General features: G+C 46.3%; 20 protein-coding genes and 1 tRNA gene. 1 reads left to right on the top strand and 20 read right to left on the bottom strand.

Annotated elements, in window-relative coordinates; genetic code table 11:
• Positions 1-21: 21 nt before the first annotated feature.
• From nuoI to ndhC, 9 genes are read right to left on the bottom strand one after another with little or no spacing between them, the layout of a single operon-like run.
• Positions 22-510 (bottom strand): NADH-quinone oxidoreductase subunit NuoI, encoded by a 489-nt coding sequence (gene nuoI, locus Q7V21_RS15500; protein WP_304918144.1) that lies wholly within the window; start codon positions 508-510, stop codon positions 22-24.
• Positions 510-1,562: an NADH-quinone oxidoreductase subunit NuoH gene (gene nuoH / locus Q7V21_RS15495; RefSeq protein WP_304918136.1), complete on the bottom strand. Its 1,053-nt coding sequence runs from the start codon at positions 1,560-1,562 to the stop codon at positions 510-512. Before nuoH ends, nuoI begins: the two co-directional genes overlap by 1 nt.
• Positions 1,555-3,918, bottom strand: a complete 2,364-nt coding sequence (gene nuoG, locus Q7V21_RS15490) for an NADH-quinone oxidoreductase subunit NuoG (protein WP_304918135.1) — start codon at positions 3,916-3,918, stop codon at positions 1,555-1,557. The genes nuoH and nuoG overlap by 8 nt, the downstream gene beginning before the upstream one ends.
• Positions 3,911-5,209: an NADH-quinone oxidoreductase subunit NuoF gene (gene nuoF, locus Q7V21_RS15485; protein ID WP_304918143.1), complete on the bottom strand. Its 1,299-nt coding sequence runs from the start codon at positions 5,207-5,209 to the stop codon at positions 3,911-3,913. The genes nuoG and nuoF overlap by 8 nt, the downstream gene beginning before the upstream one ends.
• Positions 5,209-5,721 (bottom strand): NADH-quinone oxidoreductase subunit NuoE, encoded by a 513-nt coding sequence (gene nuoE / locus Q7V21_RS15480; RefSeq protein WP_304918134.1) that lies wholly within the window; start codon positions 5,719-5,721, stop codon positions 5,209-5,211. The genes nuoF and nuoE overlap by 1 nt, the downstream gene beginning before the upstream one ends.
• Entirely contained in the window at positions 5,718-6,971 is a 1,254-nt protein-coding gene (locus Q7V21_RS15475; RefSeq protein ID WP_304918133.1) for an NADH-quinone oxidoreductase subunit D, read from the bottom strand. The genes nuoE and Q7V21_RS15475 overlap by 4 nt, the downstream gene beginning before the upstream one ends.
• Positions 6,971-7,639 carry an NADH-quinone oxidoreductase subunit C gene (locus tag Q7V21_RS15470; protein WP_304918132.1) on the bottom strand — a complete coding sequence of 223 codons (669 nt, stop codon included), beginning with the start codon at positions 7,637-7,639 and terminating at the stop codon, positions 6,971-6,973. Before Q7V21_RS15470 ends, Q7V21_RS15475 begins: the two co-directional genes overlap by 1 nt.
• A 9-nt stretch (positions 7,640-7,648) precedes the next feature.
• Entirely contained in the window at positions 7,649-8,137 is a 489-nt protein-coding gene (locus Q7V21_RS15465) for an NADH-quinone oxidoreductase subunit B family protein (RefSeq protein WP_304918131.1), read from the bottom strand.
• A complete protein-coding gene (gene ndhC / locus Q7V21_RS15460) occupies positions 8,128-8,484 on the bottom strand; it encodes an NADH-quinone oxidoreductase subunit A (RefSeq protein WP_041354701.1) in 357 nt (118 codons plus the stop codon). The genes Q7V21_RS15465 and ndhC overlap by 10 nt, the downstream gene beginning before the upstream one ends.
• Positions 8,485-8,909: 425 nt before the next feature.
• Here ndhC and rarD point away from each other — a divergent pair, with 425 nt between their 5' ends.
• Positions 8,910-9,782 carry an EamA family transporter RarD gene (gene rarD, locus Q7V21_RS15455; RefSeq protein ID WP_304918130.1) on the top strand — a complete coding sequence of 291 codons (873 nt, stop codon included), beginning with the start codon at positions 8,910-8,912 and terminating at the stop codon, positions 9,780-9,782.
• Positions 9,783-9,867: 85 nt separating this feature from the next.
• Here rarD and Q7V21_RS15450 read toward each other — a convergent pair whose 3' ends face one another.
• The 11 genes from Q7V21_RS15450 to carB all read right to left on the bottom strand — a co-directional run bounded on the left by Q7V21_RS15450 (position 9,868) and on the right by carB (position 21,094).
• On the bottom strand, positions 9,868-10,473 hold the full coding sequence (locus Q7V21_RS15450; RefSeq protein ID WP_304918129.1) for a YceI family protein: 606 nt from the start codon (positions 10,471-10,473) through the stop codon (positions 9,868-9,870).
• A gap of 376 nt (positions 10,474-10,849) precedes the next feature.
• Positions 10,850-10,934 (bottom strand) — tRNA-Leu (locus Q7V21_RS15445).
• A gap of 18 nt (positions 10,935-10,952) precedes the next feature.
• Entirely contained in the window at positions 10,953-11,279 is a 327-nt protein-coding gene (gene secG, locus Q7V21_RS15440) for a preprotein translocase subunit SecG (protein WP_304918128.1), read from the bottom strand.
• A gap of 8 nt (positions 11,280-11,287) precedes the next feature.
• A complete protein-coding gene (tpiA, locus tag Q7V21_RS15435; protein ID WP_304918127.1) occupies positions 11,288-12,067 on the bottom strand; it encodes a triose-phosphate isomerase in 780 nt (259 codons plus the stop codon).
• Between the two features lie 103 nt (positions 12,068-12,170).
• On the bottom strand, positions 12,171-13,520 hold the full coding sequence (gene glmM, locus Q7V21_RS15430; RefSeq protein WP_370654075.1) for a phosphoglucosamine mutase: 1,350 nt from the start codon (positions 13,518-13,520) through the stop codon (positions 12,171-12,173).
• Positions 13,513-14,352, bottom strand: a complete 840-nt coding sequence (gene folP, locus Q7V21_RS15425; protein ID WP_304918126.1) for a dihydropteroate synthase — start codon at positions 14,350-14,352, stop codon at positions 13,513-13,515. The genes glmM and folP overlap by 8 nt, the downstream gene beginning before the upstream one ends.
• Before the next feature lie 12 nt (positions 14,353-14,364).
• Positions 14,365-16,266, bottom strand: a complete 1,902-nt coding sequence (ftsH, locus tag Q7V21_RS15420) for an ATP-dependent zinc metalloprotease FtsH (protein WP_069294944.1) — start codon at positions 16,264-16,266, stop codon at positions 14,365-14,367.
• A gap of 46 nt (positions 16,267-16,312) precedes the next feature.
• Positions 16,313-16,930, bottom strand: a complete 618-nt coding sequence (rlmE, locus tag Q7V21_RS15415; protein ID WP_136552647.1) for a 23S rRNA (uridine(2552)-2'-O)-methyltransferase RlmE — start codon at positions 16,928-16,930, stop codon at positions 16,313-16,315.
• A gap of 1 nt (position 16,931) precedes the next feature.
• On the bottom strand, positions 16,932-17,399 hold the full coding sequence (locus tag Q7V21_RS15410; RefSeq protein ID WP_304918125.1) for a DUF4149 domain-containing protein: 468 nt from the start codon (positions 17,397-17,399) through the stop codon (positions 16,932-16,934).
• Positions 17,400-17,876 carry a transcription elongation factor GreA gene (gene greA / locus Q7V21_RS15405; protein ID WP_069294947.1) on the bottom strand — a complete coding sequence of 159 codons (477 nt, stop codon included), beginning with the start codon at positions 17,874-17,876 and terminating at the stop codon, positions 17,400-17,402.
• Positions 17,876-21,094 carry a carbamoyl-phosphate synthase large subunit gene (gene carB / locus Q7V21_RS15400; protein WP_304918124.1) on the bottom strand — a complete coding sequence of 1,073 codons (3,219 nt, stop codon included), beginning with the start codon at positions 21,092-21,094 and terminating at the stop codon, positions 17,876-17,878. The genes greA and carB overlap by 1 nt, the downstream gene beginning before the upstream one ends.
• Between the last annotated feature and the right edge of the window lie 49 nt (positions 21,095-21,143).

Here is a 21,143-nt window from a genome sequence, read left to right as displayed (position 1 = left end):
TTATCTGGGCCAGGCTAAGATCTAGCGATAAGGCGCGTCAGCCTCCCTGTCAGCGGCAATTTGCGCTTCATATTGATCGCCAATTGCCAGCAATTGCTGCTTGCTCATAATATTTTCGCCACGATTTTCAAAATGATAGGCAAACACACGGGTTTCCACGATTGAATCAACCGGACAGGATTCTTCACAAAATCCACAGTAAATACATTTAAATAAATCAATGTCATAGCGCGTGGTGCGACGTGTGCCATCTTCACGCGGTTCGGTATCAATGGTGATCGCCAATGCCGGGCAAACCGCTTCACACAATTTGCAGCCAATGCAGCGCTCTTCACCATTCGGATAACGCCGTAAAGCGTGCAAACCACGAAACCGTGGTGATTGCGGTGTCTGCTCTTCAGGATATTGCACTGTGACTTTGCGGGAAAAGAAATGCCGGCCAGTCAAACGTAAGCCTTGAACCAATTCCCACAACAAAAAACTTTTAAAAAAATGACGTATGGATTGCATCATGGAGCGGTCACCTCCATCACATTATTAAACCAGGGACCAATATCAAATACCTGCATGGTCGACACAATCACCAGCCAAACCAGCGTTACCGGGATAAACACTTTCCAGCCAAGCCGCATCACCTGATCATATCGATAACGAGGGAATGTGGCGCGGATCCAGAGATAGATAAACAGGAAAAAACTGGTCTTCAGTAATAGCCACACCAAGCCCGGCACCCAGGCAAACATCGACTCCAGCACCGGAATGCCTTCAAAGGGTGACAGCCAGCCGCCCATAAACAAGGTGGCGGCCAAAATTGAAATCAAAATCATATCGGCATATTCGGCGAGGAAAAATATCGCAAATGCCATACCGGAATACTCGACATGGAAGCCGGCCACAATTTCGGATTCGCCTTCAGCGATATCAAACGGTGCCCGGTTGGTTTCCGCCACACCGGAGATAAAATACACCACAAACAATGGCAGTAAAGGCAACCAGTACCAGTAAAAAATCCCGCCTTGCTGCGCCATTACTATTTCACTCAGATTCAAACTTCCGGCAGCGATCAATACACCGACCAAAGCAAAACCCATGGCGATTTCATACGACACCACCTGAGCAGCACTACGCATCGCACCCAAAAATGCATAACGTGAATTCGACGCCCAACCGGCAATGACAATGCCGTAAACACTCATCGAGGTTATCGCCAGAACATACAACAGGCCTGCGTTGATATCGGCTAATACCATGCCAGCATCAAAAGGAATCACCGCCCAGGCCGCCAAAGCCGGGCCAATCGCCAATACCGGTGCCAACACAAACAAATAAAGATTGGAACGAGTTGGTACGATGATTTCTTTCAATAACAGCTTCAGGCCATCAGCAATGGGTTGCAACAAACCGCGTGGCCCAACACGATTCGGACCAATACGCATCTGGATATAGCCAATCACTTTGCGTTCAGCCAGGGTCAGATAGGCCACCGCCAACATCAATAAGGCGATAATCAGCAAAATTTTGCCGATATTGGGAAGCAACTGCTGCATCACCATATCAAGCATCAATACTCTCCATCATGGCCGATAATGCTACCTTGCCAAAAGAGCTGCCAAGCCTTGCACTCAGAGGGGAAGCCGCTGCCAAATGCACCATATTTTCAGCAACCTGTTCATCAATTAATACTGTGGCAGCTACCGAAAACTCATCCTGCTGAATCTGAACCAAATCTCCTTGTTGCAAACCAAACTTTTCAGCCAGTAATGGTGGTAGACGCAGCATATCGAGAAACTGATTTTCTGGTGTCAGTTGAAGCGCTTTGCTGTGTCTGACCAAACTATCAGTGCGATAGACCGGTACTTCTGAAATAAGCTGAACGCCATTAACGTTGGTTATTTCTGTTGGTATATAAATCGTTTTTTTGGTTGGAGATAAACGATTAAGTTGATCCTGAAGTTCCTGACGAACGCCTTCCGAGGAAACATAATCAAACCCGGAAAACTTCGAGATATTGCCAAGTACACGCAGGATCTTCCAGCCAGGTCTACTTTCTCCTGGCGGAGCAACCGCACCGGTAAAAGATTGCCATTGGTGATCGAGGCCGACAAAGGTGCCTGATGTCTCGGTAAACGCCGCCAGCGGTAATAAAACATCGGCATAATCACGCAGGCTATCACACTGAAAACTGTTTATTGCCACCACAAATCCAGCCCGTTGCAAGGCTAATAAAGCAGCGGCCGGATTGGCACAATCAAACTCCGGCTCTACATTAAACAACACGTATGCGCGCAATTGTTCAGTCCAGATTTCGTCAGCATTTAGGCCCGTGACCTGATCTTTTATCATGTCGCTGTGTGGCACTGCTCCAGCCAGATGCAAGGCTTGGCTGTTTGCCTCTGGCAAAATCAGCAAATGCGTACAAGTCAACTCGCTGATAAGTGCCGCCAGGGAACGAATAATCGCTGCCTGAGGATGTTGATTTGCCAAAGCGCCGACGATAATGACTGACTGACGGGCATTAGCCAATTGCATGGCGATATTCTGCTCTGTGGCTGACGGCGCTTTTTCACGCATCAAGTGTTGCCAGGATTTTGCCGTCTTTTCATCACGCTGTAGCAGCGTTTTTGCGATACCACTCAATAACACCAATAATTGTGCTGAATTGACTACTACCTGCCGATCTACCGGCATCAATAAATCGGTTTTGAAGAAATTAATATCGCTGACCAAACCACCATCACAAGCTGATTGGCGGACCCGATGTGCCAACAACGGCGCTTCACTACGGATATTGCAGCCCAGCAACACAATCGCGTCACTGTTTTCAATATCAGCCAAACTCATAGCAGAGAATTGATCGTGACCGGCGTCGCTGAAATCCTGCTGACGTAACCGGTGATCTATATTGTGGCTACCAAATGCCCGTAACCATCGTTGAAACAGATAACCTTCTTCCAGTGTGGCCGTGGGAGAGATTAAACCGGCAATCTGATCGGCACCATTTTTGGCTTTAACGTGCTTAAGACCCTCTACGGCAAACTCCATCGCTGTTTGCCAGTCTGTAGTCAGCCACTCGCCATTCTGTTTAATCATCGGATTTAACAGGCGGTCTGGGTGTTTTAATCCCAGATAACTAAATCTATCTCTATCTGAAATCCAGCTTTGGTTAACTGATTCATTATCTCTGGCAACCACCCGCATAACCTCATTCTGCCGAGTGTGCAGGTCGAGATTGGATCCCACTGCATCGTGCATAGCAATGGACGGATGTGAGGTCATCTCCCAGGCCCGTGCTTTATAGCGGAATGGTTTAGAGGTCAGTGCGCCTACCGGGCACAGATCAATAATATTGCCGGATAATTCAGATGCCAGACTGTGCTCGACATAGGTGCCGATTTCCATATGCTCACCACGACCAGTGGCGCCTAATTCCTTGATACCGGCAATTTCCTGACCGAAGCGTACGCAGCGAGTGCAATGAATACAGCGTGTCATATCGGTCTGTACCAACGGGCCGATGTCTTTGTCTTTGACGACACGTTTCTTTTCACTGAACCGGCTGATACCACTGCCGTAACCCAACGATAGATCCTGTAACTCACACTCCCCGCCCTGATCGCAAATTGGACAGTCCAGCGGATGATTAATCAGTAAAAACTCCATCACTCCGCGTTGTGCTTGCAGGGCGATTTCGGATTGGGTAAACACTTTCATGCCATTGGCAACCGGCGTGGCACAGGCTGGCAAGGCTTTACGAGCGTTATCGACTTCGACCAGACACATACGGCAATTGGCGACTATCGACAGATTTTTGTGATAACAAAACCGCGGAATATCAATGCCTGCCTCATCAGCGGCCTGAATAATCATTTTAGATGAGTCCACTTTCAGTGGAATGCCGTCGATTTCGATATTAACCATAGTTGAGCTTCAATTCCGGTTCAGTGACCAGACAACATTTATGATCAATGTGATGTTGGAATTCATCACGAAAATGCTTGATAAAGCTGATAACCGGTGCAGCAGCGGCATCGCCTAATGCACAAATGGTGTTGCCGTTGATGTTGTTGGCAACATCAATTAATCGATCCAGATCTTCCTGACGGCCTTGGCCATCTTCGATACGTTTAATAACCCGATACAACCAGCCAGTACCTTCCCGGCAGGGAGTGCACTGACCACAGGATTCTTCGTAATAGAAATAGGCAATGCGTTCCAGGGCTTTAACCATGCAGGTGGTTTCGTCCATCACAATGACCGACCCTGCCCCCAGCATGGATCCCGCTTTACCAATACCGTCATAACTCATTGCGGTTTGCATCATGATATCGGCAGGCACCACCGGCGTGGAACTGCCTCCGGGAATCACCGCTTTAAGTTTATTGCCATTACGAACACCACCCGCCAATTCCAGTAATTCAGCAAACGGCATGCCTAACGGAACTTCGTAATTCCCCGGTTTATTCACATGGCCGCTCATGCAGAATATTTTCTGCCCGCCGTTATTAGGCGTTCCCAGTTCATGGAACCAGTCAGCACCATGCTGCAAGATCACTGGTACCGAGGCCAATGTTTCAGTGTTATTTACGGTTGTGGGACGGCCGTATAAACCATAGCCTGCAGGGAACGGCGGTTTATAACGTGGCTGACCTTTTTTGCCTTCCAGTGATTCCAGTAATGCCGTTTCTTCGCCACAGATATAGGCCCCGGCACCAGGGTGGCAGTAAAGCTCAAAATTAAAACCGCTATCCAGAATGTTTTTACCCAGATAACCGGCCTCACGAGCCTCGATTAAGGCTTGTTCAAACCGTTCAATCGGTTCAAAAAATTCACCACGGATGTAGTTGTAACCGCGTTGGGCACCGATGGTATAACCAGCGATAATCATGCCCTCAATCACCTGATGTGGGTTAAAACGGATAATGTCTCGATCTTTACAGGTACCTGGCTCGCCTTCATCTGAGTTGCAGACGATATATTTATCGCCAGGCATGCGGCGTGGCATAAAACTCCATTTCAGCCCGGTTGGAAAACCGGCACCACCACGACCACGTAAAGCTGAATTCTTGATGGTTTCAATAATGGTTTCCTGACGGGTCTTTTCCCGAAGGATTTTCTCCAGCATCTCGTAGCCACCAACACTGCGATAGGATTCCATCGACCACGGCTGGTCGAGATGCATGGTGCGAAAACAGACCTGATCCAGCTGCATCATTTTACCTCGCCCAATAAAGCATCGACTTTTTCCGGGGTCAGATGCTCGTGATATTGCCGATCCAGCAACAGCATCGGCGCGCCAACACAGGCACCCAGGCACTCAACTTCTTTAAGTGTGAATTTTCCGTCAGCAGTGGTTTGTCCAAAACCAATACCAAGTCGTTTTTGTAAATGGTTGGCAATATCTTCCGAACCACACAATAAACAAGAGATATTGGTACACACACTGATTTTGTGTTTGCCCACGGGTTTGAGTTCAAACATCGTATAAAACGTCGCCACTTCAAACACACTGATCGCCGGAAGCTCAAGATAATCAGCCAAGGCACGCATCAGGCCTTCGCTTAACCAGCCATCATGGGCATCCTGCAAAATATGCAATGCAGGAATTAATGCAGATTGGCTTTGCCCTGGTGGATATTTACTGATCCAGCTATCCAACTGCTGTCGTAGCTCTTCATTGAACAGCTGATCTCTATGTCCGGTAAGTTGCAATGTAGTTGTCATCGGTCAATCTCCCCGAAAACAATATCCATAGTGCCGATAATCGCCACGACATCGGCCAGTAAATGTCCTTTGGCCATTTCATTCATTGCTGCCAGATGTGGAAAACCCGGTGCCCGGATTTTGACCCGATAAGGTTTATTGGCTCCATCTGACACCATGTAAATACCAAACTCGCCTTTAGGATGTTCCACAGCGCTATACACCTCACCTTCCGGCACACAATAACCTTCGGTGAATAATTTGAAATGATGAATTAACGCTTCCATATCATCTTTCATATCAGCTCGGCTGGGCGGGGCAATTTTGACATTATCAATAATCACCGGGCCAGGATTGGCTCGCAGCCAGTCGATGCATTGCTGCATGATTTTATTGGATTGACGCATTTCCTCAACCCGCACCAGATAACGATCATAACAATCGCCTTCTTTGCCCACTGGGATATCAAAATCCAGTCGGTCATAAACTTCGTAGGGTTGTTTGCGACGTAAATCCCATTCAACGCCACTGCCACGTAACATCGGACCAGTAAAACCGAGTTGCAATGCTCGTTCCGGTGATACCACACCAATGCCGACTGTACGTTGTTTCCAGATACGGTTATCGGTTAGCAGCGTTTCATATTCGTCGACACATTTGGGAAAACGCTGACAAAAGTCTTCAATAAAATCCAGCAGACTGCCTTCACGGTTTTGATTTCGCTGTTTGACTTCGGCTTCGGAATGCCATTTGGATTTTTGATACTGCGGCATGCTGTTAGGTAAATCACGATAGACACCGCCAGGACGATAATAGGTGGCATGCAAACGAGCGCCAGAAACTGCTTCATAACAGTCCATCAAATCTTCACGTTCCCTGAAACAATAGAGAAACACAGTCATGGCACCGATATCCAGACCATGTGCGCCCAACCACATCAGGTGATTTAACACCCGGGTCATTTCATCAAATAACACGCGGATATATTGCGCCCGAATCGGTGGTTCAATGCCCAGCAGTTTTTCGATGGCCATCACATAAGCATGCTCATTGCACATCATCGACACATAATCCAGCCGATCCATATAACCAATGCTCTGGTTGTAGGGTTTGGATTCAGCCAGTTTTTCGGTACCACGGTGCAACAAGCCAATATGTGGATCGGCGTGCACAATCACCTCGCCATCCATTTCCAGAATCAGGCGCAATACACCATGAGCCGCCGGATGCTGCGGACCAAAATTCAAGGTGTAGTTTTTAATCTCAGCCATTATTTTTTGGCCTTGCCATGAGGTTGCAGATAACGATTATCATCACGAATTACCCGAGGTACTAATGTTCTGGGCTCAATGCTGACCGGTTGATAAACCACCCGTTTCTGCTCAGGGTCATAAAGCATTTCCACATTACCAATCAATGGGAAATCCTTACGGAAGGGATGACCGACAAATCCATAATCGGTCAGAATTCGACGCAGATCCTGATGACCTTTGAACAGAATGCCAAACAAATCAAATGCTTCACGCTCATACCAGTCAGCCGAATACCAGATGCTGGTCACCGAATCAATAATTGGTATTTCCGCAATCAAATCCACTTTCAGGCGTAGTCGATTATTATTTTGTACCGATAGCAAGTGGTAAACCACGGCATAGCGAAAGCCTTCATCGACCTCGTCAATTTGAGAAAATGCCTCACGCGCCCGACTGAAACCATGTTCTGTTGCCTGTTTAGTCTCCCAGCCACTGTTGCCGTAGGCTGAATAATCCACTCCACACAAATCGATTAACTGGGTAAACGCAAATTCATCACGTAATGCCCGACAAACCGGAATAATCTGCTCAGCTTCAATATGCAGCGTTAATTCACCACGATTAAACTCGCATTCCACCAGCTGGTCGGCAAAATACTGCTGCAGTTTCTGTTTGAGCGATTCCATGCTTCGACCTTACGCCTGGGCTTTTCTGGCAATAGTATTGGTACGCTGAATTTTTTTCTGTAACTGAATAATGCCGTAGAGCAAGGCTTCTGCCGTTGGCGGACAACCCGGCACATAAATATCTACTGGCACAATGCGATCACAACCGCGAACCACTGAATAGGAATAATGGTAGTAACCACCGCCATTGGCACAGGACCCCATCGAAATGACCCAACGCGGTTCTGACATCTGGTCATACACCTTACGCAGTGCGGGTGCCATTTTGTTTACCAAGGTTCCAGCCACAATCATTACATCGGATTGACGTGGACTTGGGCGAAACACCACACCAAACCGATCCAGATCGTAACGTGAAGCACCTGCATGCATCATTTCAACGGCACAACATGCCAAGCCAAAAGTCATCGGCCATAACGATCCGGTTCGTGCCCAGTTGATTAATTTATCTGCTGAGGTGGTAACAATGCCTTCGTGAAGAACGCCTTCTATTCCCATTCCAAGGCTCCTTTCTTCCATTCATAGATAAAGCCCACCACCAAAATGCCCAGAAACAGAAACATTGCCAGTAAGCCAAATACACCGATTTCATCTAAGACTATGGCCCAGGGAAATAAAAAGGCGATTTCCAAATCAAAAATGATGAACAGAATAGCAACCAGGTAATAACGCACATCGAATTTGCCGTGGGTGTCTTCGAAAGGTTCAAAACCACATTCATAGCTGGAGCGTTTTTCAGCATCAGGACGCTGTGGCCCGATAATAAAGCCAGCAATCAGCGGCATCACACCAAAGCCGATGCCAATGATGATAAACAACAAAATGGGGAGATATCCCTCTAACATGCCGCCCTTCCACTCTTTCGCGATTAGTGCCTATATGACACTTGAATAGTTATTATTATTTTGTGAAATCAAACTTATTATAATAGCTCCTGATACTACACTTTAACTCGTAGTATTTGAAGCTCAGATTGAGCCAGTAATGCTCGACTGAAGTACCGGCTTTATTTTAATGGTTAGCCTTAAACAATATTACAAACCATCTGTGCCGTAATTGATTAAACTTGAACCGACTCACCTCAACGCCCTGTATAATTCCACAGCATAATTTGCAGCGGTTTAAGCTCTCGACAACATCATTGTTTTAGTTAAGTCGCTCAGCAGAATTAGCTGATTTCACTTCCTGCAAAACATTTATATTCTTCCAAACATCGACAATGTCACGTGAATGAGATTGTCATTTTCACACTGTCATTACTGAGTTTTATATGTATGGTCTGATTTTCGCCATTGCCGCTTATGTTATCTGGGGCAGCTTTCCACTTTATTTCAGTTATCTGAACAGTGTTTCAGCAGTGGAAGTGTTGTCACACCGGATCCTTTGGTCCTTGTTGGCGACGGTTGTGGTAGGCCTGTTGCTCGGCCGTGGACGTAAGTTAATCAAAACATTTGCAGATAAAAAATTATTACTGTGGCTGGCATTATCTTCGCTGCTGATTGCCATCAATTGGTTGATTTTTATCTGGGCTGTTTCACAGCATCGCGTATTGGAAGCCAGCCTTGGCTATTTCATTACCCCTGTAATGAGTCTATTACTGGCCAGATGGTTGTTAAATGAACAGCTTCATCCATTGCAGGGTTGGGCTGGTGTAATTGCCACCGTGGCAATAATCTGGGAATGGTTCAGCTTGGGTAGCCTTCCATGGGTTGGTTTATCGCTGGCTCTGGCATTTGCTTTGTATGGATTAATCCGCAAAAAACATCCAGTAGATGGTGTAAATGGGCTGACGATTGAAACACTCTGGCTGGCACCTGTAGCCTTAGTCTGGATCCTCTGGCAAGCATCCAACTCTGACTACAATCTTGCGTTCGGGGACTCTACCCAACTCACATTGTTATTGATTGGCTCTGGTCTTCTAACCGCGTTACCGTTGGTACTATTTGCTATGGCGGCCAGTCGAGTCGACTTGTCTGTGGTGGGCTTTATTATGTACATCAATCCAACCATTCAATTTGTGATTGGGGTGTTTGTGCTCAAAGAAGCCTATCCACCGGAAAGACTGATTACATTTGGCTTAATCTGGATTGCATTAATGTTCTTTATCGCAGGAATGTGGAAAAAACATCGGCAGCGGACTTAAGCCATCAATGATGACTTTTTCACTCCATCGAAATAAAAAAGTGGGCGCCGCAATTATCGTTCAAGAATAACGACGCCCAACTTCGTTATGGATTAAAAAACAGGGTTGCTGTCACCGGCACGGCAAGGGTAATTGATGGCAAACCCACCTCATCACGCAAAGCATTGATGCCTTCGACCAAATCAAAGTCTTCGGCTTTAATGATCACTGGCGCTGTCGTTGCAACCATCAATTTACCCGATGCCAATGCCGTCACTTGTAATTGTGCAGGGAGCATCCGCGTCTGACCATGCAGATCGAGTTGTAACTCAACGTCCTGTGTGAGTGTTTGTCCAGCCTTAAGGGCTTTTACAGCAGCAATATCAACCTTTGTCGTTAAGGTTGCCTGCGGAAAATTAGCCGTATCAAACAGCATGCTCTGCATGCGTTCATCACGAATCGGTACCTTGGTATCGACACTGTTTAAATCAATTACAAGTTCAGCTTGTCCACTGTCTAACAAGCTGCCAGATATGGTCTTGAAGGTATGCAGCTCAGCAATTGAAGATGACTTTACTGACATAAAATGTAGTTGGGAGTCCGCATTATCAAGATCCCAATCGGCATAACTTATTCCAGAAGCGGCCAACAGCCCACCGGCCAATAATGCAGTAGATAATTTTTGAGTGTGTTGAAAAAACAGCTTAAACATAAAATCCCTTCTCAGTATTATTTGTAACGCCTATGACCAACAGTCACTACGAATGTTTCCATCATCAAAACATGAAAAGTGAACCGCTGAGTAACAGGCTGTTCGGTGTATAAATAAACGCAAACTTAACTATGTAACCGTTTTCACTCTACCATAGTGCAAGGTTTGTTAGCACAGCAAGGCAAGGCTTTTCAGCCAGATATACAGGTTAGTGTATATAGAAAATCGGCTTGAATAAAAATCTAGGGTTAATTTTTCTATTGGAATAGTTATCCGTTTACGCCCTTGAGTTGAAAAGGCTTGAAAACTCTTTTCGGGACCGCGACCAGACACAAAAAAGCCAAGTATTTGATATACAAATACTTGGCTCTGAAATTGGTGCCGTCGGCCGGACTCGAACCGGCACACCCTAAAGCACTACCCCCTCAAGATAGCGTGTCTACCAATTCCACCACGACGGCAATTAGCTGAGGGATATTTTACGGAAACTCTGGGAGATCCGCAGGGCTTTCTTTTACTGGTTGTTCAATCACCACTGAATCCGTAACACTTTGTACACGGTCGGTGTTGCCAGCCAGATATGCCAGAGTCAAACTGGTGATAAAAAACACTGTGGCCAAGATAGCACTGCTACGGCTTAAAAAAGAGGCTGAGCCTTGGCTACCAAATAAACTGGCAGAAGCACCGCCACCACCACCGCCACCAAAAGCAGCACCGGCATCCGCACCTTTACCGTGCTGGATTAAGATTAAACCTACTAACAACAGCGAGATCACAACGTGAATCCCAAGAATCAACGCATCCATTTAATTTCCTAATTTTGAGCTGCAGCCTGACAGATTTGAACAAATTCTTCGGCATCGCGGGAACCGCCACCGATTAATCCACCGTCAATATCAGGCTTGGCAAATAATGGGGCAGCATTATTACCTTTTACGCTGCCGCCGTAAAGTATTCTGAGCGATGCCGCAATTTTTGGATCATGTTTTGCGACCCGTTGACGCATGAAAGAATGCACATCCTGCGCCCATTCTGGGCTGGCTGTCTTGCCTGTGCCTATGGCCCAAACTGGCTCATAAGCCAATACCGCTTTTGACAGCAATTCGACACCTTGTTGCGCAATCAAAATATCCATCAACCGCGCTACCATCTCTTCGGTACGACCCATTGAGTGCTCTTCCGGACTTTCGCCAATACAAATGATAGGGGTGATCCCATGACGGACTGTTATCTCAGATTTCTCGGCGATAATATGGTCGAGAAAAACTTGATCAAGGTTCAATTCTGCATACAAACAACGCCGTTCAGAATGACCAATCAGTACGTATTGGCAGCCAAAGTCTCGCAACATGGTGGCCGATATTTCACCGGTATACGCACCAGAATCAAACTGTGAAACATTTTGGGTACCCCAGAACAAACCCGTATCAGTCAAAGCGGATTGAACCTGTTGTACATAAAGTGCGGGTGGAAATAAGGCGACATCAACCGATGCAAAGGAGTCTCTTTGCGCCAGAATCGCATCAAGCAACAATTTGTTGCTTGCGCTAGAGCCGTTCATTTTCCAGTTACCAGCGACCAGCGGTTTGCGCACAGACACCTACTCTTATATAAGAATGAATCATAAAGGTTACCGACTGACCGTTGATAAAGCAATGTCATAGCGGCTTATATTGTTACCAATGAGCATGATCGAATTAATTCTGTAAAATCGTCTCGATTTGTTCTGCCAGCGTTTTGGCTAAGTGGTTGGTACGCGTGGCGTCATGACCTTCTACCATCACTCGAATAACGGGCTCAGTACCAGAAGCTCTCAGCAAAACCCGACCTTCATTACCCAGTTTTTTCTCAGTATCTTCCACTGCTGTTTGGATTTCCGGATAATCTTTTAAATTCACCAGTTTATTGAGACGCACATTAATAAGACGTTGCGGGTATTTAATTACTGCCGAACGCAGTTCATGCAGACTGCTACCGGTTTGTTGAATTTCAGCTAACACCTGTAATGCTGCCACAATGCCATCACCAGTACTGGTTTTATCAAGGCAGATAATATGCCCGGACGCTTCGCCGCCAATCAAGCCATCAACCTGCTTAAGTTTTTCCATTACATACCTATCGCCGACATTGGCACGATGTAAGGTAATATCATGTTTTTCAAGGGCATGTTGCAAACCGAGGTTCGACATTAAAGTACCGACAACATGTCCTTTACACAGCCCAGCACGCTGTCTACCACGGGCAATGATAAACAAAATATCATCACCATCGACCAGCTCACCCTTATGGTCAACCATGATCAAACGATCACCATCACCATCCAGGGCAATGCCCAAGTCGGCTTTGTGTTCCAAAACACTGGCTTGTAACAAACGAGGTTCAGTGGAACCGCAGTTTTGATTGATATTCAGGCCATCCGGTTCTGCGCCCATCAAAATAACTTCGGCACCCAACTCACGGAATACATTTGGTGCAATGTGATAGGTCGCCCCATGAGCGCAATCAACCACCATTTTTAAATTGGATAAATCTACACCAGTCGAAATGGTACTTTTACAAAACTCGATATAACGCCCTGCTGCATCGGAAATCCGATGGGCTTTACCGAGATGAGCAGAATCCACCGTTTTGATGGGTTGATCCAGCATTGCTTCGATTGCAAGCTCGACTGAGTCAGGCAATTTGGTACCTTGATCAGAGAAGAATTTAATTCCGTTATCGTGATAAGGATTATGCGAAGCACTGATTACAATGCCTGCTTGAGCGTGGAAAGTACGGGTTAAATACGCGACTGCTGGGGTTGGCATTGGACCCATTAGATAAACGTCGACACCGGCGGCTGAAAGCCCAGCCTGTAAGGCGGATTCAAACATATAACCGGAAATACGCGTGTCTTTACCAATCAGCACTTTACTATTACGTTCTTTGGCCAGAACACGGCCTATTGCCCAGCCAAGTTTTAATACAAAATCGGGGGTAATCGCACCATCGCCCACCCGGCCACGAATGCCATCTGTACCAAAATAACGTCTTTTTTGTTCAATCAAAATCACTAACCTGCATTACATGTTCACAAAGTCGAATCGCCTGTACGGTTTCTCGTACGTCATGGCTGCGTATAATCTTTGCGCCTTGCCATACCGCTATCGATGCTAATGCCAAACTTCCGGCCAACCGTTCTTCAACTGATACATTCAATGTGGCACCAATAATCGATTTACGCGACACACCAACTAATACTGGTAAATCAGAATCGGTAAAAACAGCTAAATGTTTCATTAATCGTAGATTATGTCGGGCCGTTTTGCCAAACCCAAATCCAGGATCAAGAATAATTTTTGAACGAGAAATACCCGCCGCTTCACAGGCAGCAATGCGTTCAATCAGAAATGTATTTACTTCATTAACAACATCGTCGTAATGCGGCTGTTGTTGCATAGTTTGAGGTGTGCCCTGCATATGCATCAAACATATTGGAACATTGAGTTCGGCAGCGGCCTGTAATGCCCCATCTCCACGCAATGCATTAACATCATTTATCAGACTAGCCCCAGCCGCTACTGCAGCGCGCATAACTTCGGCTTTCATGGTATCGATGGAAATAACCACATCAAGTTCAGCACTGATAGCTTCTATCGCAGGCACCACACGGCGGATTTCTTCTTCAACACCAACAGGTTCTGAGCCAGGCCGTGTCGATTCACCACCAATATCAATAATGGAAGCGCCATCGGCAACCAGTTTTCGTGCTTGTTCAAGGGCTTTATCGGCTGAAAAAAAACGCCCGCCATCCGAAAAGGAGTCGGGCGTTACATTGACGATGCCCATGACGTGTGGGGCAGACAAATCCAGAGATTTGCCTGCAAAGTCCATCATCATGATTTAACTATCTCAATTTAATTGATCTGCTGGTTTACCAGTTGGCTCTGGGCCTTTTTCATCAGGCTTTGCGGCTGGTGGTGGAGTCGATGATTTATCGTCCCAACCTTTTGGCGCACCAGGCTCACGACCTTCCATAATGGCATCGATCTGATCACTGTCGATGGTTTCGTAAGTGATTAACAGTTTTGCCATGGTATGCAGTTTGTCGAGATTTTCTGTCAGTATATTTTTCGCCCGATCATAGTTACGGGTAATTAATGCACGAACATCTTCGTCAATCTGTTTGGCAGTTAAGTCTGAAACTGCTTTATGTTGGGTCACGCTACGACCAAGGAACACCTCACCTTCATCTTCACCATAAGACAGTGGTCCCATGTTGTCAGAAAGTCCCCATTTGGTAACCATGTTATGCGCCAGTTCGGTTGCCCGTTGAATATCGTTCGAGGCACCGGTAGTGACAGCTTCAGCCCCAAAAATCATTTCTTCGGCAAGTCGACCACCATACAGGCTGGAAATCTGACTTTCCAACTGCTGTTTGGTATAGCTGTATCTATCTTCCGTTGGCAGGAACATGGTGACACCTAAAGCGCGGCCACGCGGAATGATACTGACTTTATAGACTGGATCATGACCAGGGACACTACGACCCACAATCGCATGACCAGCTTCATGGTAAGCCGTCAGTTCTTTCTCTTTATCACTCATGACCATTGAACGGCGCTCGGCACCCATCATGATTTTGTCTTTTGCCAGTTCCAGGTCATTCATTGAAACCACGCGTTTATTTGTGCGAGCAGCAAATAAAGCCGCCTCGTTCACCAGATTGGCTAAATCAGCACCTGAGAAGCCCGGTGTACCACGTGCAATGACACTTGGATTAACATCTTCATCTGCTGGTACTTTACCCAAATGCACTTTGATAATTTGTTCGCGACCACGAATGTCTGGTAAAGGAACCACAACCTGTCTATCGAAACGACCCGGACGTAATAAAGCTGGATCCAGTACGTCAGGACGGTTGGTCGCAGCAATGATGATGACGCCTTCATTACCTTCAAATCCATCCATCTCAACCAACAACTGGTTTAAGGTTTGTTCACGTTCGTCATTACCGCCACCTAAACCGGCACCACGGTGACGGCCCACCGCATCGATCTCATCGATAAAGATGATGCATGGAGCGTGTTTTTTGGCTTGTTCGAACATATCGCGAACACGTGAAGCACCAACACCGACAAACATTTCGACGAAATCAGAACCTGAAATTGTGAAGAACGGGACTTTAGCTTCACCAGCAATAGCTTTTGCCAGCAAGGTTTTACCAGTACCTGGTGAACCTACCATCAAAATACCGCGTGGAATACGTCCGCCCAATTTCTGGAATTTGCCCGGATCACGTAAGAAGTCGACTAATTCGTGAACTTCTTCTTTAGCTTCTTCAACACCAGCAACATCTTTGAAGGTCACTTTTACCTGATCTTCATTCAACATGCGGGCTTTGCTTTTACCAAATGACATGGGATTTTTGCCGCCACCGCCTTGCATCTGACGCATGAAGAAAATCCACACACCAATCAGCAATAACATCGGGAACCATGAAATAAAGATTTGCATCAATAAACCAGTTTTTTCGACTGGCTCTGCTTTGATGGCAACACCGTTATCCAGCAAATCGCCGATCAAACCTGGATCATAATCAGGACTGAAAGTAGTAAATTGGCTACCGTCGGTTAATTTGCCGGTAATAGTTCGCCCTTGAATATCGACACTGGAAACCGCACCGGTTTTCACGTTACTGATAAAGGTCGAGTAATCCATTTCGCTTTGGCTGCTTTGTTGCGGCCCAAAATTGTTAAATACCGACATCAATACCATCGCGATGACGACCCATAAAACAATGTTTTTCATCATGTCACTCAATGTTTGTTACCCCTAGTAACGTTAGTTTGTTTTGCTGTCATTTCAGTCCGCGACCTAGCAGATAAACTTCACGGCTACGTGCCCGAGAAGCATCCGGTTTGCGGGTTGTCACTTTTTTAAAATGACTCCGCATGGACTTCAAAAAATCATCAAAGCCTTCACCTTGAAAAACTTTGACCAGAAAATCGCCCTGTTTACTTAAGTTATTAATTGCAAAATCCAAGGCCAACTCAACCAGATGCATACTGCCAGGCTGATCTATTGCATCTACACCTGTCATATTGGGGGCCATATCCGATAATACAAGGTCTATCGACTGTCCGGCCAATACTTCGTTCAATTGCTCAAGAACATGATCTTCGCGAAAATCACCTTCAATGAAATAAACACCGGTCAATGGTGTCATTGGCAAGATATCCAACGCAATGACTTTACCGTTGTCACCGACACGATGCAAAGCATAATCTGACCAGCCACCGGGTGCGGCACCCAAGTCGACAACTGAGATACCTTTGCGAATTAATTTATCTTTCTGATCGATTTCTTCCAGTTTAAAAGTTGCTCTGGAGCGATAACCTTTCTGCTGAGCTTTTTTGACATAGGGATCATCAAAATGTTCTCTAAGCCAATTATTACTGGATTTACTTCGTGCCATATCAGGCCTGCTGTGCCATATGTTGTTTATCTGTGCTGAGTACCAGCAGCAAACCCGCAATACTTAACATCAGATATAAATTCTGGCTCAGCATATGTAAGCGTTCAAAACTCTGAGCAAGATCTGTATTCAGCCGCCAGTTTTCGATGGTTTTGATATTGGCCATCTCCGGCTGAACATACATGCTGAATATCAAGGTAATAACCAGCATGCCAATCAATACCCAGAAGCGCCAGGAATGTAACACCCTGCCCCGCTGGATACTTAGCTTACCTAATAAGATTAATGTACCACTGATTAGGCCAATGACATTGACAGCGAAAAACAATTTAGCAGCATATTCTGCCGCAACTAGCGTTTCAAGACTGACAAAAGCAAGCGGAACGGCCAGATAACCAATAGACCATAGCGCACCAACCCACAATGTCAGCAATAAGCGTTCGCCAATGGTTTCAGAAAGACTCAACATCTAAGCCAGGTAATGGATGCCAGTAATTTCATATTCAATGGCACCACCAGGAGCCTGTACCGTTGCAATATCATCCACTTCTTTGCCAATCAATGCGCGTGCAATAGGCGATGAAATAGAAATTCTGTTCAGTTTGATATCCGATTCGTAATCACCAACAATCTGATAGCGCACTTCAGCATCGGTATCTATATTGAGTAAATCAACCGTCACACCAAACACAACACGACCATCTTTAGGTAGTGCTGTTGGATCAATTACCTGACAATCCGCCAAAGTTGATTCCAGTTCCTGAATACGGCCTTCGGTGAAGCTTTGCTGCTCACGTGCAGCGTGGTATTCAGCATTTTCTTTTAAATCACCATGGGCGCGCGCTTCAGAAATCGCATTAACGATGGCTGGACGTCTGACGGTTTTCAGTTCGTGTAATTCATCTTTCAGTGCCTGAGCACCACGTGCGGTAATAGGAACGGCCATTAAATCAATTCTCCATGTAACGACTGCAAACGATTTACTGACACACTGTCTTCACAGTTCAAGGCCAGAATCGTAGCGCGGGCAGCAGCTAACGTTGTGGTGTAGTTCACCTGATGTTGCAATGCTGCACGACGGATCTCTCTCGAATCCGCTACAGCTTGACGACCTTCGGTTGTATTTACAATCAGGGCAATTTCATCGTTTTTGATCATGTCCACAATATGCGGCTGACCTTCAGCAACTTTTTTCACCCGTTCACAAGGCACATCAGCCTCAATCAGCGTTTGTTGTGTGCCGCGAGTGGCTAACAACGAGAAACCCAAGCCTAACAAATCTTTGGCAATACTGATAACCGTTTGCTTGTCAGCATCACGCACCGAGATAAAGGCTTTACCACCGACTGGCAGACTGACAGAAGCCGCCAGCTGTGATTTAGCAAATGCTTCACCGAAGGTACGACCTACGCCCATAACTTCGCCAGTGGATTTCATTTCTGGCCCAAGAATCGGATCGACGCCCTGGAATTTAATGAATGGGAATACCGCTTCTTTAACTGAATAATAAGAAGGTATCACTTCTTTGGTGACGCCCTGCTCTGCCAGACTCATGCCAGCCATACAGCGTGCGGCAACTTTCGCCAACGGAACACCGATAGATTTTGACACATACGGCACAGTACGTGAGGCACGTGGATTCACTTCCAGAATGAAAATACGATCACCCTGAATGGCAAACTGAGTATTCATCAGTCCCACTACACCCAGTTCAAGTGCCATTTGTTTAACCTGAACTCGTAACTGGTCCATGATTTCCTGGCTAAGGCTATAAGGCGGTAACGCACAGGCGGAGTCACCTGAGTGAACACCAGCCTGTTCAATGTGTTCCATGATGCCGCCGATAAGCACTTCCTTGCCATCACAAATCGCATCTACATCGACTTCAATCGCATCATCAAGAAAACGATCCAGCAATACCGGAGAATCATTGGAAACTGATACGGCTGTCAGCATATAACGTTGTAATTCTTCTTCGTTATAGACGATTTCCATTGCACGGCCGCCTAATACATAAGACGGACGCACCACTAATGGATAACCAATTTCGGCAGCCAGTGACACAGCGGTATCAACCGAATGCGCCAAACGATTAGGTGGTTGCAACAAGCCGAGCTTTTCAACCATTTGCTGGAAGCGTTCACGATCTTCCGCATGGTCAATCGCATCAGGTGAAGTTCCGATAATCGGCACACCGGCAGCTTCCAATGCTCTCGCCAATTTCAGCGGCGTCTGTCCACCAAACTGTACGATCACACCTTTAGGTTTTTCCAAGGCAACGATTTCGAGAACATCTTCCAGCGTCAGTGATTCAAAATACAAACGATCTGAAGTGTCGTAATCTGTGGATACAGTTTCTGGATTACAGTTGACCATAATGGTTTCATAACCATCGTCACGCAGTGCCAGTGCTGCATGAACACAGCAATAATCAAACTCGATACCTTGACCAATGCGGTTAGGACCACCACCCAGAATCATGATCTTTTGACGATCAGTCGGATTGGCTTCGCACTCTTCGTCATAAGTCGAGTACATGTATGCAGTAGAGGTTGAAAACTCTGCAGCACAGGTATCAACACGTTTATAAACCGGACGCACACCCAGCGTATGACGATGGCTGCGGAATTGTTTTTCGGTTTTATGTAACAATTTGGCCAGACGCGAATCAGCGAAACCTTTACGTTTCAACGCACGCATTTCCGCTTCGTCGATATCGTTCAAAGAACGTTCTTTAAGCTGGTTTTCAATTTCCACCAACTCCTGAATCTGAATCAGGAACCATGGATCGATATGCGTCAGTTGTTGAATTTCTTCAAAGCTCATGCCAAATCTAAACGCATCACCGACATACCAGAGACGGTCTGAGCCTGGCAGATTCAATTCACGGCGTAACACTTCTGCCGTATTTTCTGCTTTCAGATCCAGAATTTCGTTGAAACCATCACGATCGATTTCCAGCCCGCGCAGCGCTTTTTGCAAAGATTCCTGGAAGTTACGACCAATGGCCATAACTTCACCGACAGACTTCATCTGAGTGCTCAGACGATTATCGGCTAACGGGAATTTCTCAAAGGTAAAGCGTGGGATTTTGGTGACCACATAATCGATAGTCGGTTCAAATGACGTTGGTGTGGCATTACCGGTAATTTCGTTTTGCAACTCATCAAGGGTATACCCAACTGCCAGTTTCGCTGCGACTTTGGCAATCGGAAAACCCGTTGCTTTCGAAGCCAATGCCGATGAGCGTGACACCCGTGGATTCATTTCGATAATGATTAAACGACCAGTTTCCGGATTCACCGCAAACTGCACATTCGAACCACCGGTTTCCACGCCAATTTCACGCAGAACGGCCAGCGAGGCGTTACGCATGATTTGGTATTCTTTATCGGTCAGCGTCTGGGCAGGTGCCACAGTGATTGAGTCACCGGTATGCACACCCATAGCATCAAAGTTTTCAATCGAACAGATAATGATGGCGTTGTCTTTTTTGTCACGCACCACTTCCATTTCATATTCTTTCCAGCCGATGATTGATTCTTCAATCAACAACTCGGAAGTCGGACTGAGATACAAACCGCGCTGGCAGATGTCGACAAAGTCTTCACGGTTGTAGGCGATACCACCACCACTGCCGCCCATGGTAAATGACGGACGGATAATCACCGGGAAGCCAAACTTCTGTTGTACTTCCAGAGCTTCTTCAAGTGAGTGAGCAATATCCGATTGCGGCATATCCAAACCGATCTTACGCATCGCTGCACGGAACAAATCGCGGTCTTCGGCTTTGTTGATGGCTTCACTGTCAGCACCGATCATCTCAACGCCGTATTTTTTCAATACGCCATGTTTTTCCAGTGCCAACGCACAGTTCAAGGCAGTTTGTCCGCCCATCGTCGGCAAAATGGCATCGGGGCGTTCGACTTCAATGACCTTGCTGACCGCTTCCCAGGTTACTGGTTCGATATAGGTGGCATCGGCCATATTAGGGTCGGTCATGATGGTGGCCGGGTTGGAATTCACCAGAATGACGCGATAACCTTCTTCCCGCAGAGCTTTACAAGCCTGCGCGCCAGAATAATCAAATTCGCAGGCCTGACCGATAACAATCGGACCAGCACCCAGAATCAGAATGCTTTGAATATCAGTACGTTTAGCCATTGTGTGTTATTTACCTGTCGCTTGTTCGAGTAGGTCGATAAAGTGATCG

The organism is Methylophaga sp. (genome assembly GCF_030651745.1).
This window is presented reverse-complemented; position numbering and strand designations above follow the sequence as displayed.